Annotated in this window: 10 protein-coding genes; 6 read left to right on the top strand and 4 right to left on the bottom strand. The window is 60.6% G+C overall.

Features of this window, described 5'->3' with window-relative positions; all coding sequences use genetic code 11:
* Positions 1 to 128: 128 nt before the first annotated feature.
* On the bottom strand, positions 129 to 2,165 hold the full coding sequence (locus L0U83_RS03050; RefSeq protein ID WP_233880388.1) for a hypothetical protein: 2,037 nt from the start codon (positions 2,163 to 2,165) through the stop codon (positions 129 to 131).
* Positions 2,166 to 2,615: 450 nt separating this feature from the next.
* Here L0U83_RS03050 and pseB point away from each other — a divergent pair, with 450 nt between their 5' ends.
* The 6 genes from pseB to pseI are packed head-to-tail and all read left to right on the top strand — an operon-like array spanning position 2,616 to position 8,185.
* Positions 2,616 to 3,617, top strand: a complete 1,002-nt coding sequence (pseB, locus tag L0U83_RS03045; protein ID WP_233880386.1) for a UDP-N-acetylglucosamine 4,6-dehydratase (inverting) — start codon at positions 2,616 to 2,618, stop codon at positions 3,615 to 3,617.
* Positions 3,618 to 4,778: a UDP-4-amino-4,6-dideoxy-N-acetyl-beta-L-altrosamine transaminase gene (pseC, locus tag L0U83_RS03040; RefSeq protein ID WP_233880384.1), complete on the top strand. Its 1,161-nt coding sequence runs from the start codon at positions 3,618 to 3,620 to the stop codon at positions 4,776 to 4,778.
* Positions 4,775 to 5,470: a pseudaminic acid cytidylyltransferase gene (pseF, locus tag L0U83_RS03035; RefSeq protein WP_233880376.1), complete on the top strand. Its 696-nt coding sequence runs from the start codon at positions 4,775 to 4,777 to the stop codon at positions 5,468 to 5,470. The genes pseC and pseF overlap by 4 nt, the downstream gene beginning before the upstream one ends.
* Positions 5,467 to 6,576, top strand: coding sequence for a UDP-2,4-diacetamido-2,4,6-trideoxy-beta-L-altropyranose hydrolase (gene pseG, locus L0U83_RS03030; RefSeq protein WP_308445015.1), 1,110 nt, complete (start codon positions 5,467 to 5,469; stop codon positions 6,574 to 6,576). Before pseF ends, pseG begins: the two co-directional genes overlap by 4 nt.
* Entirely contained in the window at positions 6,576 to 7,118 is a 543-nt protein-coding gene (gene pseH, locus L0U83_RS03025; RefSeq protein ID WP_267939196.1) for a UDP-4-amino-4,6-dideoxy-N-acetyl-beta-L-altrosamine N-acetyltransferase, read from the top strand. The genes pseG and pseH overlap by 1 nt, the downstream gene beginning before the upstream one ends.
* A complete protein-coding gene (gene pseI, locus L0U83_RS03020) occupies positions 7,115 to 8,185 on the top strand; it encodes a pseudaminic acid synthase (protein WP_233880372.1) in 1,071 nt (356 codons plus the stop codon). The genes pseH and pseI overlap by 4 nt, the downstream gene beginning before the upstream one ends.
* A gap of 42 nt (positions 8,186 to 8,227) precedes the next feature.
* Here pseI and L0U83_RS03015 read toward each other — a convergent pair whose 3' ends face one another.
* The 3 genes from L0U83_RS03015 to L0U83_RS03005 all read right to left on the bottom strand — a co-directional run bounded on the left by L0U83_RS03015 (position 8,228) and on the right by L0U83_RS03005 (position 16,575).
* On the bottom strand, positions 8,228 to 9,691 hold the full coding sequence (locus tag L0U83_RS03015) for a glycosyltransferase (protein ID WP_233880370.1): 1,464 nt from the start codon (positions 9,689 to 9,691) through the stop codon (positions 8,228 to 8,230).
* Complete coding sequence (locus L0U83_RS03010) at positions 9,688 to 13,077, bottom strand: class I SAM-dependent methyltransferase (protein WP_233880368.1); 3,390 nt, start codon at positions 13,075 to 13,077, stop codon at positions 9,688 to 9,690. The genes L0U83_RS03015 and L0U83_RS03010 overlap by 4 nt, the downstream gene beginning before the upstream one ends.
* A 279-nt stretch (positions 13,078 to 13,356) precedes the next feature.
* Positions 13,357 to 16,575, bottom strand: coding sequence for a glycosyltransferase (locus L0U83_RS03005; RefSeq protein WP_233880366.1), 3,219 nt, complete (start codon positions 16,573 to 16,575; stop codon positions 13,357 to 13,359).
* Positions 16,576 to 16,642: the final 67 nt, after the last annotated feature.

Here is a 16,642-nt window from a genome sequence, read left to right as displayed (position 1 = left end):
AATCCCTGGGGTTGCGTCCTTGAAAGGAACGTCCTTCAGCACCTGATCCATTTTCGCGTCACCGCGAATTTCCTCAAGGCCTGCTCGGCCGCCGTGCGCGCATGGCTTTTCCTCGCCGGCTGCTTCGGCTAACAGGGCGTCGACATCGCGTGGCCGGGGCTCCCGCTCACGCTGCCCTCACGCCGTCGTGGCAGCGGGACTTCAAAGCAGGTTCCGTCCGCCAGTTGACCGTAGATCGCAAGACCGGAAAGATCGAACTTCGGCCCGGCCTCCACCTTCAGCCAGAAGCCGCTCGTCAGAATGTCCGGATTGCCGGTGGCCGCAGCCACGTCCGGGCGCTCGATTGCCGTCTCGCCCCCGCCACGATGCACCTCGTTGACGAACACGTGAATGCGCTTCGCCGGTTGCCCAGGGGTCAAAGCCGCAGCCCAGCCGCGAACTATGATCGTCCGCCCGTCAAAGGACATGCTGACCTCGTCGACATGACCCGCCGTCACCGCTCGCGTCAACACGAGATCATCTAGTTTCGGTCCCACTGCCTCAAACGGCGCACGCGCAGGCGAGTTGCCGTTGGCCCGATCCGTAGTCTCGACCGGCTCCGCGCCCGATGAAAATGCACGCCGCAATGCAGCGCCCCAGCGCTTCGAAGCTGTCGCCAGCCGGCTCATGAGCGCTGGCCGGCACGCCAGCCGCAATGCATCGAGCAACGGCGCTTCAGCAAGCTCGTGCTCTGGCCGGTGCTCGCTCTCGAAGAACGCGCGTTGACGCTCGATGAGTTGCCTGCGGTGCGTCTCGTCGAAGAGCACGGGCGCGATCTCATCCCAAATGCGAGCCCCGTCCGTGATGCAGCCAACCACGTCCGCGGGCAGATCAGGGTGCAGCGCAACCGCATCCGAAGTCTGCAGATGAACGAGCGGCACCTGCCCGCGCAACACGTCCCAATATGCCGAGGTCGGTACGTTTACGCCGACCACACAATCGGCAAGGCGCAGACAATCGTCGAACCCAAGCGACGCGAGTCCCGTCGAACTCGCGCCGGCAAGACCCGAAAAGGCTTCGTACAGAATGGGGTCTTCACCAAAGGGACCCGGCTTCGTTCTCACGAGCAACGCCACGCGATCGCGCAAACCGGCCGGAATGCTGGCGAGTGCAGCGCACGTTTCGAAGTAAGCGACGGGGTCGGTTATGGGCACCGCGTGGATTTCGATTGCGTTGGTCAGCAGCAGGACGACCTTCTTTCTACGCACCGATTCGGTAATGGTACGCAGCGGCGCATTCTCTTCCTCGTATGGGTAGATGCGGCGAAACGTGTCCTGCACGGCGTCGCCCACGGTGCACACGCGCGTGCGGGGATCGCACTGCGCAATCCGCCGCGCACTGCTTTTCGACCAAGCCAGCGCGAAATCGCTGTGGCGCGGTGAGCGCCAGTTGATGTCAACAGGCCAGGATGAATGCAGTGCGACCATCACCGGCGTCCCAGCCCGCCGGTAGAGATGCGAGAGCACCGCCCCCTCGGCCGTGAAGTGATCGCTGCGTATGAGCAGTTCCAGTGGACGCTCTTTTACGAGCGCCGACGCCTGGCGAATGAGCCGCGCGTACCCCAACCATCGCTTCGTCACGATATGGTCGAACTGGAAATCCAGATATCGGTTATCCCGTATGCACGCCGGCAACGAACTCGATGAAATTTTCTTCGAGATGCGCTTTCGCAACTCGTGCAGTTTTGGGCCGATATCGTCATCGCGCGATGCGTCCTGGCTCGAAAAAGTCACGACGGACTTCGACACCGCGCTATCCGCCGAATTGGGCAGCGGCGTTCCCCAAGTCTCTGACGCGAACAGCAATGCATCGAAGTGAAGCTCGTCGAACGCGGAATAGAGTTGTTGAACGCCGCGCAATGTTGCTGGTACTAGTCCGATGCGCGCGCCGCCAAACGCCCTATCACTCTGCATTCCTGATTGAATCTGGTTCGCTTCGGGCGCGACGGGTGCCGGCATATGGGCTGGCGGCGACGAAACTACGAGGGTGCTCGATGGACGGCCCAAGCGCTCACACACATAGCGAATAACGGCTGCAGTGACGTCGGAGTCGAAGTAGAAGTCGAGCGGCGTGAGCGGATCGCCCGAAAAGACATAGAAGCGGCGGACCGTATCATGCTGCTGCACGATCTTCTCCGCCAGGCGCGCGATATGCTGGGCGTGTAAAAAGAATTGAAACTGCGCCGGCGCGTCCAACCTGGCCAGATCGATTCCTTCGATCTGGCAATGCAACCCCATATCGCCGAGCCACTCGTTGGACAATTGCGGAAAAACGCGATGGTATTCGTCGGCAATGGCCGCGTAGTCAATTAATATTCGGTAATCAAATACGCGCGGATGCGAAGTTCTTAACGCCCCACCCAGCGCATGCAGCGACAACGGGAGTATCCTGACCCGTGCAAATGCTGCCTCGTCGATCTGTTGCAGGTGACGCACTTCGGCCCCGTTTACGACAAAGATCGCATCTTCAGGGCCAATTTCATGGCAAAGAGTTGCCTGATCGACAACGCTCATAACGCTCCATACTGGCAAAGAACTATATATATAGTATATTTGAGTTTTAAAATCGAGTCAGCGATGTTCAACGGCAAGTCAATTCTCGTCACAGGCGGAACAGGATCGTTCGGCAGGAAATTCGTACGCAACATTCTGGCGCAATACCAACCACGGCGACTGGTTGTATTTTCCCGTGACGAATTGAAACAATTTGAAATGCAACAGGAGTTCGATCAGTCATGCATGCGCTATTTCATCGGCGACGTGCGCGATGCTGAACGCCTGATCCAGGCCACCCGCGGCGTCGATTTCATCGTACACGCAGCAGCGCTCAAACAGGTCCCCGCTGCCGAATACAATCCGACGGAATGCATCAAGACTAACATTCATGGCGCCGAGAACGTGATTCGCGCCGCGATTGAGAATGAAGTCGAGAAAGTCATTGCACTCTCAACGGACAAGGCTGCCAACCCCATTAATCTGTACGGTGCGACCAAGCTCGCGTCGGACAAATTGTTTGTCGCCGCGAACAACATGGCAGGCGGACACCGCACGACGTTTTCAGTCGTGCGCTACGGCAATGTCGTAGGCTCGCGTGGCTCGGTCGTCCCCTTTTTCAAACGGCTGATTGCAAACGGCAACGACCATCTGCCGATCACACATCCCGACATGACGCGTTTCTGGATCACGCTCGACGACGGCGTGGACTTCGTACTGAAGAATTTTCAACGCATGAAGGGGGGCGAAATCTTCGTGCCAAAAATTCCATCCGTGCGTATCGTCGAGTTAGCGACGTCGATGGCACCCGAATTGCCGCAGCGCATTGTCGGAATCCGGCCCGGCGAGAAACTGCACGAAGTGATGTGCCCAGCCGATGATTCGCATCTGACGATCGAGTTCGACGATCACTACGTGCTGGGGCCCACCATCACGTTCAATCGCCAGGACAATGATTTCACCACGAACCTCCTCGACGAGCGCGGGGTGCGCGTGCCGCAAGGCTTCGAATACAACTCGGGCACGAATATCCGCTTCCTGAACATGGGTGAAATTGCGGAATTCAACCGTATCGCAGGTATCTGAATGATCCCGTACGGTCGACAGCACATTACGCAAAAGGATATCGACGCCGTAACGGCCGTGCTCACGTCGGACTTCCTGACCCAAGGGCCAATGGTTCCGCGTTTCGAGGCACTTGTTGCGGCGAAAGTGGGCGCGCGGCATGCGCGCGCAGTGAACAGCGCGACTTCCGCACTGCACATCGCGTGTCTCGCGCTCGGTGTGGGCGCTGGTGACCGCGTGTGGACGAGTCCTGTCACGTTCGTCGCGTCATCGAACTGCGCGCTATATTGCGGTGCACAAGTGGATTTCGTCGACATCGATCCGCGCACGTTCAATCTCGATCCTGCAAAGCTAAAGGAGAAGCTTGAGCGCGCGCGCGCAACGGGTACGCTGCCCAAAGTCGTGATACCGGTGCATCTATGTGGCCAGTCGTGCAACATGGCCGCCATTCATGCATTGAGCCGCGAGTATGGCTTTCGTGTGATCGAAGACGCATCGCACGCGATCGGCGGCAAGTATCAGGGGCACTACATCGGCGACGGTCGATACGCCGACATCACCGTATTCAGTTTTCATCCGGTAAAGATCGTGACCACAGCGGAGGGTGGCATCGCAATCACGAACGACGACGCCCTCGCGGAGCGTCTGAGCCTGTTGCGCAGCCACGGCATCACGCGCGATCCGCAGCACATGACTCAGCCGTCCGACGGCCCCTGGTACTATCAGCAGATTGCGCTCGGTTACAACTACCGGATGACGGACCTGCAAGCCGCACTCGGCATCTCGCAGATGGAGCGCCTCGACGAATACGTCACGCGACGGCACGAAATCGCGCAACGATACGATGTGCTGCTCGCCGATCTGCCGGTCACGACACCGTGGCAAGCGCCTGATGTCTATTCGGCATGGCATCTGTATGTGGTTCGGCTGCAAACCGTCCGCATCCCAGTTACGCACGTACAGGTTTTCACGCGCTTGCGAGAAGCGGGTATCGGCGTGAATCTGCATTACATCCCGGTCCATACACAACCCTACTACCAGGCGCTCGGCTTTAAGCAAGGCGATTTTCCCGAAGCAGAACGCTATTACCCGGAGGCGATCAGCCTGCCGATGTATCCAACGCTGACCGATGCAGAGCAGGACTACGTCGTCGAGGCGTTGCGGGCCGCACTCACCCCATGAAACTGGCAGTCATACCTGCGCGCGGCGGTAGCAAGCGCATTCCCCGCAAGAACATGCGCGCCTTCAACGGCAAGCCGGCAATCGCGTACCCTATCGCCGCTGCCATTGAATCTGGCTGTTTCGATCGCGTGATCGTATCGACCGACGACGACGAAATCGCCGATGTTGCGTTGCGCCACGGCGCTCACGTGCCCTTTCGTCGGCCTGCGGCGCTTGCCGACGACCACACCGCCACGCTGGCGGTCGTGCAGCACGCAATCAGCAGCATGGCTTCGCTGCAAAGCGAGCCCGTGGAGTGGGTGTGCTGCATTTATGCAACCGCCTTGTTCCTGGAGGCGAACGATCTGCGCCGCGGCTGGGACCTTCTCCGCGAACAGCAGGCCGACTATGCGTTCAGTGTCACGAGCTATGCGTTTCCGATTCAGCGCGCGATCCGCATTACGCGAGCAGGACGCGTGGCCATGTTTCAGCCGGAGCACCGCGAAACGCGTTCGCAGGATCTGGAGCCTGCATACCACGACGCCGGCCAGTTCTACTGGGGACGCGCAAGCGCCTTTGCGCAGGCGCTCCCGGTGTTCTCCGACACAGCGGTGCCAGTAGTGCTGCCGCGCTACCGCGTGCAGGACATCGATACGGAAGAGGACTGGTTGCAGGCCGAATTGATGTATCGCGCGCTGACGGTGGCGCGATGAGGCCAATGCAGGTTGCGATACGGGCGGATGCGTCTTCCGCCATCGGCAGCGGTCACGTGATGCGATGCATGACGCTCGCAGCGGCGCTGCTCGAACACGGTTGCCACGTGCGTTTCATCACGCGCGAGCATGATGGGCATCTTGCTGCGACGATCGAGTCGCGCGGGATCGAATGCGTGCGACTCCCGATCACCGGGACACCTGAGGCCGGCCGTATGCCGGCTGACATCTACGCGCAGTGGCTCGGCTGCTCGCAAGAAGACGATGCGCGCGATACGGCAGCGATTCTCGGCGGCGGCGAGCCAGTGGATTGGCTGATCGTCGATCACTACGCGGTCGACGCGCAGTGGGAAAGCCGGATGCGCGCACATGCCCGGCACATCATGGTGATTGACGACCTGGCCAATCGGCACCACGACTGCGATCTGCTGCTCGACCAGAACCTGTACGTGGACCGGGAAACGCGCTATACCGCGTTCGTGCCGCAAGGCTGCGATCTGCTGCTCGGCCCGAGGCATGCGTTGTTGTCCCCTGATTTCGCGCGCCAGCGCGCATCCGTGAAAGCGAAACGGTTCGCGGCACCGTATCGCATACTCGTATTTTTTGGCGGTGTCGACGCAACCGGTGAAGCGTCACGATTCCTGCAGGCCTGGGCGCGAGTGGGGCGAGACGACCTGAGCGCAGACATCGTCACCGGGATCGGCAATCCGCGCGCAACGGCGCTCGCTGAATTCGCAGCGACGCTGCCTCGGGTGCAAGTGCATCGGCATCTGCACAGCATGGCACGCATGATGGCCGAGGCCGACTACGCATTTGGCGCCTGTGGTGCAACGAACTGGGAGCGCTTTTGCACGGGTTTGAACAGCACGCTGACCAGCGTCGCGGAGAATCAGCTGCCGCTCGCGCGCGATCTTGCCGCGCTTGGACTCGTCGACTATCTTGGTGACTGGCGGCAGGCGTCAGTCGAGTCCTACGAGCATGCATTGGCCGAACTCGACCCCGGCGCACAACGGCTATTGCAGCGCCGCGCGCGCATCCTCGCGGAGGTCGATGGATACGGCGCACGCCGCATCGTGGAGCGACTCACGAACACGGGAGCCGACTGATGCATATACGACCGCTGACACAAGCGGATCTCGACATGATTCTTTCGTGGCGCAACGCCCCAGCCGTGCGCCAGAACATGTACACGAGCCACGAGATCTCGCCGGAGGAGCACCGCGCATGGTTCGCACGCGTCGAAGGGGATAATACGAAGCGTTATTTCGTGTTCGAGCGTGATGGGGTTGGCCGCGGGGTGATTGGCTTTACGGCTATCGACACGAACAACAAGCGATCGAGTTGGGCATTCTATGCCTCACCCGACGCACCACGCGGCACCGGCTCGGCAATGGAATACCTGGCGCTCGAGTACGCGTTCAACGAACTCGCCCTGCTCCGACTACACTGCGAGGTGCTCGACTTCAACCGAGCGGTCATCCAACTCCATCAGTCGTTCGGCTTCACAATCGAAGGCACGCTGCGTGAACATCATTACAACGGCGAACGCTACTGCGACGTCGTTTTGCTGGGCATTCTGAACGACGAATGGCAACAGCGACGAGCTGCGATCCGGCAAAAGCTCAGGCTAGACGAGGTGGCTTCATGACTGCAGACACGCAACGGGCATTGCGCGTCGAAATCGACGGGCGCACGATAGGCGCGGATTGCCCGCCTTATATCGTCGCGGAACTGTCCGCGAACCATAACGGCAGCCTCGACACAGCATTCGCCATCGTCGAAGCGGCAAAGCACGCCGGCGCTGACGCGGTGAAACTGCAGTCCTATCGCCCCGACACCATCACCATCGACTCAGACCGCCCTGAGTTTCAGATCCAAGGCGGCCTTTGGCACGGCAAGTCGCTGTACGAGCTTTACCAGTGGGCCCACATGCCATGGGAGTGGCACAAGCCGCTTTTCGACCGCGCGCTCTCTCTCGGCATCACGATCTTCAGCTCGCCGTTCGACCGCACCGCCGTGGATCTGCTCGAGGATCTGAACGCGCCAGCTTACAAGATCGCCTCCTTCGAGGCGGTCGATCTGCCGTTGATCCGCTATGCCGCGAGCACGCGCAAACCTATGATCATATCGACCGGCATGGCGGACGAAAGCGAAATCGGGGAAGCGATCGCGGCCGCGCGCGATGCCGGTTGCACGCAACTCGTCGTACTGCATTGCGTTAGCGCCTATCCGGCGCCAGCAGAAGAGTACAACCTGCGTACGATCGCCGACCTCGCCGACCGTTTTGGCGTAGTGGGCGGGCTGTCGGATCATACGCTGGATAACACCACCGCCATCGCGAGCATTGGGTGCGGCGCGGCGCTAATCGAGAAACACGTGACGCTCGACCGCAGCGCCGGCGGCCCCGACGACAGTTTTTCGCTCGAACCGCGGGACCTTGAATCGCTCGTGCGCAACGCGCGAACCGCTTGGGCCGCGCTTGGCCGCGTAAGCTATGAGCGCAAGGAAAGCGAGAAAGGCAACGTGCAGTTCCGCCGATCACTGTACGCCGTTCGCCCGATCCGCAAAGGCGAGCTGTTCACACTGGAAAACGTGCGCAGCATTCGCCCGGGGCTTGGGCTCGCGCCGAAATATCTGGATGCGATTCTCGGCAAAGCGTCAAACGTCGATCTCGACGCGGGCACGCCGATCCCAGCTGCCGTGCTCGAAGGGTGAAACCCGGCGAGGACCCGCTCCGCCGGGTGTTCACCCGTTCGATCAAATCAGCCCGTGCTCACCCAGAATCCGCCCGATCTCCTTGCCGACGACAGCCGGTGAAAAGCGGTCTTGAAGCACGGCAAAGCCGCGCATCGCGCGCGCGCGCGCCTCGGCGGGGTTTGCCTCGATTGCACGCAACGCGGCAACTGCTGCGTCCAGGTTCACCTCCGCCCAAACCTGATTCTCCGTGCGAATGTATTCACCGGGACCCACCGGCACCATCGAACAGGCGACAGGAAAGCCGGTTTGCTCGTCGATGAAATCCGTCGTGGCGCTGTAGTCGGTTGAAACGACTGCCCTGCCCGCCGCAAGCGCCTCAGCGGCGCCGAAGCCGAAACCCTCGGAGCGATGCAGCGAAATGAACACATCGTTCTCCACCATCAGCGCGTCCATCTCGGCCCGATTGAGCGTGCGATCGACGACGTGAATCCGGTCATCCTTCGCCGCGACCTCCCCTAGCCATTGACGCAGCCCATCGCCGCGATCGCCACGCAGCTTTACGGTCAGTTCCACGTCCCGACGGTTCAGTGCAAACGCCGCGCAAAACGCCTCGACCGCCGCCTTCGGGTTTTTCCTCGAAACCCACGAATCCGTGTCCATATAGGTCAAGAAACGCAGTGTCGAGCCCCCACGCGAAGGGGGTACCTCTCTGGGCAAGCGTACTGGCTGCGGAACATCGCGCACAACAAGGCCGGGTATCTCTGCAAAGCCCCTCGCGACAAAACTCGAAGGTAGCCAGACTTCATCGAAGTTTCGAATCGCGGCATGCCACTCCTTGGGAATACGCTCGAGCTCCCAAAACGGGTAGAAGACGTTCAAACGCCCGGGCGCGACTTCCGCCTGCATGTCGACGACGGCGGGCAATCCAACCAGAACCAGGTTGGCCTTGCGGTCCACAGGTGAATTGCACTTGCTCCTGAATTCCAGATCGTTTTGACGGCCCGGCAACGGAAGGTTTCGCATCGAGATAGGCAAGCGCGCCGTATCGCATGCGTAAGTCAGGTTGCGCGCCGCCTGGCCAAGCCCTATTTCGGAGCGCAAATAGCCAGTAATGCACAGACCATTCTGCAAGGCCTTCGAGATTTGGGATGGTTGATCGTCCTGCGAGCCACCCCATAGGTCCATTCCCAACTGCTTATGAAACTGCGGATCCGTGAGTCCGTGCTCGAAAAAATGCAGCACCGGGTTGTCCTCTGCGGGACGAAACCCCGGGAAGCGGGCAGCATAACCTTCGACATCGAACCATTTCGCAGGCTGCCGGCCCTCGCGCCAACCGCTTCCCATGTAGTGAGCATACGGATCGAGACCGGCGGCGACCACATCCGGATAGGCTTCGCAGTACCAGGCTTCATCGAATACGCCAACCAGTTTCGCGACCATATGCAGACTGGCCGGATCAGCCGACGCCCCCCGATTGAATGCAAGAGGCGCGAGGTTCTCGTGCGCCGAATCAGCTTTGCTCATCGATTATTCTCCGTCTCCGTCCAGGGAAAGCGCACTTGCGGTACATCGCCAATTTCCGCCCAGGGATTGCGGAAAGGATCATGAATCAGAGTATCGCCCCAGCGAGAAGCCATCATGGCCGAATTCGCGGCGCGCAACTGGATCACTTCCGGGGTGTCCTCCGTCCCGCGCGTTGAAGACTCGTTATGGTAAATTCCTTGCGTCGGCACAGCGATAACGCGCAGACCCATCGCCCGGGCGCACAGGCAGTAATCCACGTCGTTGTACTCGACGGGCAAACTCACTTCGTCGCAACCACCCGCGCGCTCGAACACCGCCCGCCGCGTGACCAGCAACGCGCCCGTGACGACCTGATAGTTCCGCACGGTACGCAGCGCATGCAGGTAGCCCTCAGACGTCTGCGGTGCACCTCGCAGCACGTGACGAGGAATGACGGGCTGACGTCTGTTTGGTCCGGGTTCCAGCAGCATACCCGCATGCTGCACGGTGCCATCCGGGTACAACAGATGCGCACCCACCACGCCGACCTCTGGGCGGACCGCGTGCCGGATCATCATTTCGAGTTGGCCAGGCACTGTGATCTCGACATCGTTGTTCAACAGTACGATGGCTTCCGCGCTCGATGCGGCCACACCAATGTTGACCATGCGGGAGAAATTAAAGCGGCCGCTAACACGCCGGATTACAGCGCCGTAGCGTGCCTGCAACTGGTCGTAAAGCGCGAGCGTGCGCAGATCCGTGCTCGAGTGGTCCACAATCACCAGTTCCGGTGCGGGGCCTTCGAAATGCTCGAGGAACCGGACGCAGCGTTCGAGCAGTTCCGGCCGGTCGCGATTGGGAATCACGATCGCGACCGACGGTAGATTCCCACCATTTGCGAAAACCGGATGCGACTCAATAAGTTGCGGCAACCCAACGGGCAAGTGCATGATCGGCTCGACCAGATGCGCCACGGTAATGGGCGCCGGAGCGGCTGCGACACCACGCAGCCAGCCATGCAAGGTGTCGGGGCGGCCATCAGCGCGCTGCTCAAGAATCAGCTTGCGAGATGCCATGAAGGCTGTGCCGACATAGTCCAGTTCGGCAATCAAGTCCGGATCCCAGCCGGGAGCAAAGCAAGGCTCACGGAGTGAGCCCTGTTCTGACCGACGATCGTGATCGCATATCACCAGATCGGGTGACGACTTACCGCGCGCCCCCGAAAGCGCCTCGTTCAGAAGCGCGAACGCATCCGGATCGAAAGTCGTGCCGGCGGGTGCAAAGACCAGATGGCTTCCGCGCCACAGACGATCGTCGGCGGGATTGGACAGCAACTGGAGCGGCTCGAGCGCCGGTTCAACGAAAAGGCCGCGCAGCGACATGTAGTCGTCGGCATCGGCATTACACGGTCCGGCGACCAGAATTTCGACGTTGCGGTACGTCTGCCCTCGCAGCGACGAAAGCGTGCGGGAAAGCCCCTCGTCAGACTCAGCTTTCTCCCCGTACGCCACCACCGTGATCAAGTGATTCCACGCCTGATGTCGGCGAACACTGAACTGGCTCCGGCGTTCGTTGAGCCGCATTTCACACCACGCGGCGTAGTCATGCGGCCTGGCAACGTCGGCTTTCTTGCTGGGCCGAGCAAGCCGTGGCATTGCGATACGGACATCGGGCACCGGCGCTTCGAGAGCGGCTCTGGCACGCTGCAAAAGGTCATCGAAGTTCACATCGTCGATCTCGCGACCGCCATGCACTCCCACTTCCCGCTCGCCATGCAAGAGGCTATCGAGATCCAGCCGATCGTTCAGGACGCCGCCCTTACGCCCTTCGTTGCGTCCACACTCGATGTAGTGCAGCAGCGGATTGACGTGGGCGCCGAGATCTTGATTTCTCTCGAGATAATCCGTCCCGGAAAACCATGGGCTTGGCTGCCGCCCCTCCACGGCACCAAACTTGAGATAGTGCACGACCGGATCGAGGCCGCTAGAAGCCACGTCGGCGTTAGTCTTGAGATACCAGTTCCGATCGAAAAAGATCGATCGACGCAGTATCTCTGCGGCCCGCAAGTCATTCGGCCTCACCGCTCCCATGCGCAACCGCGCGACGATACGGCGAAGCCGCCGACGAACCCTGGCTTTTGTGCCAAAGGCGGGGTCCTCGAAGATCGCCGCATACTGCTGAGCCAGGTCGGCAAAATGAGCCTTCAGATCAGCCAGATCCGCAGACGTTCGGGAAGCCCTCTCCAGGCCCTGTACCAGAATCTCGCGTTCTGCCGCAGCCTTCTGAGTCGCACGCGCTTGCTCCGCAATCAAAGCCGCTCTTTCGGCCGAGGCGTTCTGAGCCGCACGCGCTTGCTCCGCAATCAAAGCCGCTCTTTCGGCCGAGGCGTTCTGCGCCGCACGCGCTTGCTCCGCAATCAAAGCCGCTCTTTCGGCCGAGGCGTTCTGAGCCGCGCGCTGGTGCGTCTCGATCTGAGCATTGGCCTCAGCCAAGGCCCTGTCCTTTGCACTGACGAGCGCCGACACGTCATCTGCTGCGCGGCTCGACGCGCTGTGCTGAGCGCCGATCTCCTCTCGCAGCCGGGCCTCGATTTGAGCTTCCCTGGCGTCGGCCGCTGCGGCGGCCTGCTGCCCTACCGACTCCGCAGTCAGCCGCTCCTGCATGGCGAGGACCCAGCGATCCCCTAGATACGCAAAGCGCTCCCGAATGGCGTGAATCGTAGTGGGATCGGTGATAGCGCACAGTGCCTGGACCGGTGCAGGCGCCTGGGCACCCACCAGCACCACACCCAACCCGTGGCCATGAAGAAACTCGAAGCTGGCATAGCGGCTGCGCAACTCGGCGAAAAGTTTGTACACACCGAAGTCGCGCTCGTGGACGTTGATGTCGTGAAAAAGCACAACCGCTCGATCAGATAGCTTGGGTAACCATGTCTCGAAGTCGTGCTTGACAGCCTCATACGTATGGAAGCCATCGATATGCAGCAAATCGATGCTGCCATCGGCAAAATGCGTCTGCGCATCGTCGAAAGTACAGCGCATCAGTTCCGAGAATGCCCTGTAGTTCCTGTCGTGAAACAGCCGCAACTCGCCATATACCTGCTCGCCATAAATGCCGGCATGTTCGTCGCCCTGCCAGGTGTCGACGGCGAAACAGCGCGTGGCCAACCGCTTCCGCGCGACAGCCTCGCAGAAAGCCGCATAAGAAACACCATTGTGAGTCCCCAGTTCGACAAACAGGCGGGGCTCACATGCAGCCATGATCCAGAAGGCGAATGGCACATGGCCCCACCATCCGCTGCGCTTCCCAATCAGTTGAGGCGTGTGGAAAATGAGTTCGAGTTCGGGGGATGCGAACACGCGCAAGGCGGGAGCGAGGTCCAGAGGGAGAACAGTTTGTTTGTCCATGACGAATTCCGGCAGCGTGTGATCGGGAAACTTAGCTGTGGTGATGGCGCAGACAATCAAGGCAACGAGACCGGCGCCACCGCATGGTCCATCGCCGGGATGCAAAGGAGCCGGGAAACACTGTACTTTCGTGTCAATATCGAAAGTCTGTGAGGAAGCGCTCTCAATGCTGACGTGCTGCCCGTTGAGCGCCTATGCATCGCGGGTCAAGACGCTTCCCTCTCATTCAAATCAGCGCTAAGGGACCGTCCTCCCTTAGCAGCAAACGAGTATATTCGATCATTCTTCGGATCGAAACTTTGCCTGGAGTTCGTCGAGCCGCTCGCGCATCGCCTGCCCCACCGGTACAGGACTATAGCGCTGCAATACGCGCTCGCGGCCAGCCTTGCCCCGCTGCCGGCCTTCCGTGGGATCCACCGCGACGCTGCGCATGATTCGCACAGCTGCGTCGTGATCGGGTTCTGCCCAGGACTGGCCCTCCGACCAGTGATACTCGCCAGGCTGAAGGGGACGCATCCTGAACGGTACCGGATACCCCGTTTCTTCGGTCAGGAAGTCCTGATTGCCCGAAAAATCCGTTCCGATCACAATGCGGCCAAAGGTCAATGCCTCGGCCATGCCAAGCCCGAACCCTTCCGCGCGGTGCAGCGAGACGTAGGCGTCCGACGCATGAATCAGGCCAAGCATCTCGTCGCGCGGCATGTTCTCGTCGAACAGCTTGATTCGCGGGTCCTGCTCCATCGCATCCGTAATTGCCGTCTTGATGTCGTGGCCTTGATCCGGCGCACCGGTCGACTTGATCACGAGACCAACGTTTTCGTCGCCGCGCGGGAATGCTTCCTGAAATGCTCTGACCACACCAAGGGGATTCTTTCTGGCCGGCGACGAAAAATAATCGAAGCTGAACATGAAATAGAAACGCCCTTCGTCCAGACCGTAGTGCGCACGCCCCGGATGATCCGCGCCCGTATCATCCATGGCCGCGGGCACGACGACAATCGGACCGTCAAAGATATGGGAAAACGCTTTGGCGATGAAGTGATTGGGCGCCCAGATTTCGTCGATCTGCGTCAGGTACTCGCGCCATGCCTCCGGCGCTCGCGGAAGCTCCCAATACGTGCAAAGAATATTGTACGACTGCGAGTAGAGTGCTGGATCGACCGAACCGTAGACGGTGGGCAACTGATCGCACGCAACCAGAATCACGTTGACCTTATACGGATGATCGAAGTCGTACCGATTCGGCATGAACGGCGCGATCATGCGCGTCTCGATACCCTTACGGAACGGATAAATGGCGAACTGCATATCGGCCGTCTCCGCTGCCATCAGGTTCGCGCGCAAAGACTGTCCCAAACCCAACGCGCCCTCGACGTAACCGATGAAGCGTACGCCATCACGCAACTCCTTGGGCTTCGTCGACAAGCGGATCGGCGTGGGCGCGGACCACGCCCCCGGCTGCACCTGCCGTTTGCCTTGCATGCGGCCCTTGAGCCATTGCCCACGCGCTCGGAAATACGGGCCGACCAAGTGCTTTGACGACGCGGAAAACGCGTATTTCCAGCCAGCCTGTTCGAGCCGGTCAGCGAAAAACGTCGCAAAAAAACCACCGCGCCGAATGCCGCGCGCGAGCATGCCTTGCCAGCGGACGTGCGGCCCCACCTTCACGGGGCGTGCCGCCCCCTGCGACGACGCCAGCAGACCTTTCCCCGCGGCGCGTCCCGGGCGCGTCAGCGCGATCGAACCCAGCGCCGCAACCGGCCGTCTCTCCTGATTCTCGGCGATCAGTGCCCGTCGAACCGCGAGGGCACTCTCGCGCCACGAGAATTTCGTGCGCACAGTGCGCACGCCCGCCTCGGAAAGCTCCGTGTAGCGCTGCGCATCCATGTCATTCGCTTCGAGCAGCCTCGCAGTCAGTTGCTCGACGGAGGGCTCCCACCAGTTGCCGACCCTGCCAAAGCCTTTGTCGGAATAGTCGGCCACGCTAACGAGTCCGTCGTACGTCAGTGCACCTGGCATGGCGAAATCAGCTGTGCCGCCGAAATTGCCGAAAATTGACGGCGTACCGCACGCCATCGATTCGGCCACGCCGAAGCCGAAGCCTTCGGAACGCGACGAGCAAACGGTGAAATCGACGCTGCGGTAAATGGTGGCGAGAAACTCCTCGTCCATTGGCGCGATGCTCTCGTAGACGTAGATGCCTTGCGCCGGGTATTCGGCCACGCGGAAGTTGCGCCAGACGCGCGAACTGTCCGGCGCCGACATCGCCTCAAGGATCTTCGTGCCCATCAGGATGAGCCTCGCCCCGGGGCGGCTGCGATAGAAGGCTTGCCAGGCCTTGATCATCACGTCGAGCCCCTTGCGATGCTGATTACTCGCGAACCACAGGAACGTCTTGCCGTCCGCGAAGCGCATCGACGCGCCCCACGGCTGGAAGACGTCACTTTCAATGCCGTGCGGCACGTAGTGTACGCGGTTGAACCCAACTTGCTTCATCACGTCGGTCACCCAGCGCGAAGGCGCCATTACCACCTTATAGTGATCCTTGTAGGCAAGCCAGGGCTCCGGCAGCGCCGACGTTTCCCAGACTGTATAGAGATAATCGAACGGCCGCGCGCCCGGATGCGAGAAAATCAGTTCGGGAGCCGACGGATTGATCAGCCCATACCGCTTCAGATACGGGTGCAGATTCTTGTTGATGATGTTCCAGGAGTTCGCTTCCATCGAGTTGTGGTGGCGGTGTGCCACGCCGTACCCGAGGAACTTCTTCGAAAACAGACGCTTGTTCTTCTCGAGATAGTCGAGCTTGCGCTGCGAAGGCTGCGAAGAAAACGTCGAACTCGTCCAGTGCTCGATTTGCGAATTGGGCAGATACGCGCAGGTATAGCCTGAGTCGCGCAAGCGGAAGCCGAAATCCGCATCCTCGTGGTAGAAGCCGTATTCGTTGTCGAGAAAGCCGATCTCATCGATCGCCGACATACGCACCCCGACCATCGTCAGCTCGCAGAAGTCCGATTCGAGGCGCTGGCTGTTGCCGGCCGGCGTCCTGAAATCGTGTGCGAATGTGAGCGAATCGAGGTCCCAGAACCCCCGATAGGCCAGCTCTCGGATGCCTGCGGCCTGGTCGATGATCATCTGCGCTGGCGCGACTATGCCGAGGTGCGGATCCTTGAGCAACTCGGTGAGCAACTCGCGCATCACGTCCGTCGTGAACGTGATGTCGTTGTTGGCAACGAACACGAAATCGCAACCGCGCTCGCGGGCCATCTCCGCGCCGATGTTGCATGCCTCCGTGTACGTATGCGGCCGCCCCAGTTGCCTCAGAACGACCCCCGCCTTGCGGCAAACCTCCTCGGTTTCGTCCGTGCTTCCCTGATCCAGCACCACGACCAGTTCGCCCGGAATTCGCAGCGTGGGCAGCATGCGCTCTAACAACTTCCCTCCGTTGATGGACGGAATGGCGAGCAGGGTCTTTTTCAGTGCAGTTTCAATATCCATGATTGCTTTGGATTGTTAAGCAGGCCGGGGCGGCGGCAACTCTTCAGCGCCCGCCGCTGCTGCGGCG

This window comes from Paraburkholderia flagellata, from assembly GCF_021390645.1.
GTDB classification, from domain to species: domain Bacteria; phylum Pseudomonadota; class Gammaproteobacteria; order Burkholderiales; family Burkholderiaceae; genus Paraburkholderia; species Paraburkholderia flagellata.
This window is presented reverse-complemented; position numbering and strand designations above follow the sequence as displayed.

What these genes read in the sequence shown, in the direction of transcription:
- pseB (WP_233880386.1), top strand. Translation starts at nt 2,616, where the DNA reads ATGTTCAACGGCAAGTCAATTCTCGTCACAGGCGGAACAGGATCGTTC.
- pseC (WP_233880384.1), top strand. Translation starts at nt 3,618, where the DNA reads ATGATCCCGTACGGTCGACAGCACATTACGCAAAAGGATATCGACGCC.
- pseF (WP_233880376.1), top strand. Translation starts at nt 4,775, where the DNA reads ATGAAACTGGCAGTCATACCTGCGCGCGGCGGTAGCAAGCGCATTCCC.
- pseG (WP_308445015.1), top strand. Translation starts at nt 5,467, where the DNA reads ATGAGGCCAATGCAGGTTGCGATACGGGCGGATGCGTCTTCCGCCATC.
- pseH (WP_267939196.1), top strand. Translation starts at nt 6,576, where the DNA reads ATGCATATACGACCGCTGACACAAGCGGATCTCGACATGATTCTTTCG.
- pseI (WP_233880372.1), top strand. Translation starts at nt 7,115, where the DNA reads ATGACTGCAGACACGCAACGGGCATTGCGCGTCGAAATCGACGGGCGC.
- L0U83_RS03015 (WP_233880370.1), bottom strand. Translation starts at nt 9,691, where the DNA reads ATGAGCAAAGCTGATTCGGCGCACGAGAACCTCGCGCCTCTTGCATTC.
- L0U83_RS03010 (WP_233880368.1), bottom strand. Translation starts at nt 13,077, where the DNA reads ATGGACAAACAAACTGTTCTCCCTCTGGACCTCGCTCCCGCCTTGCGC.
- L0U83_RS03005 (WP_233880366.1), bottom strand. Translation starts at nt 16,575, where the DNA reads ATGGATATTGAAACTGCACTGAAAAAGACCCTGCTCGCCATTCCGTCC.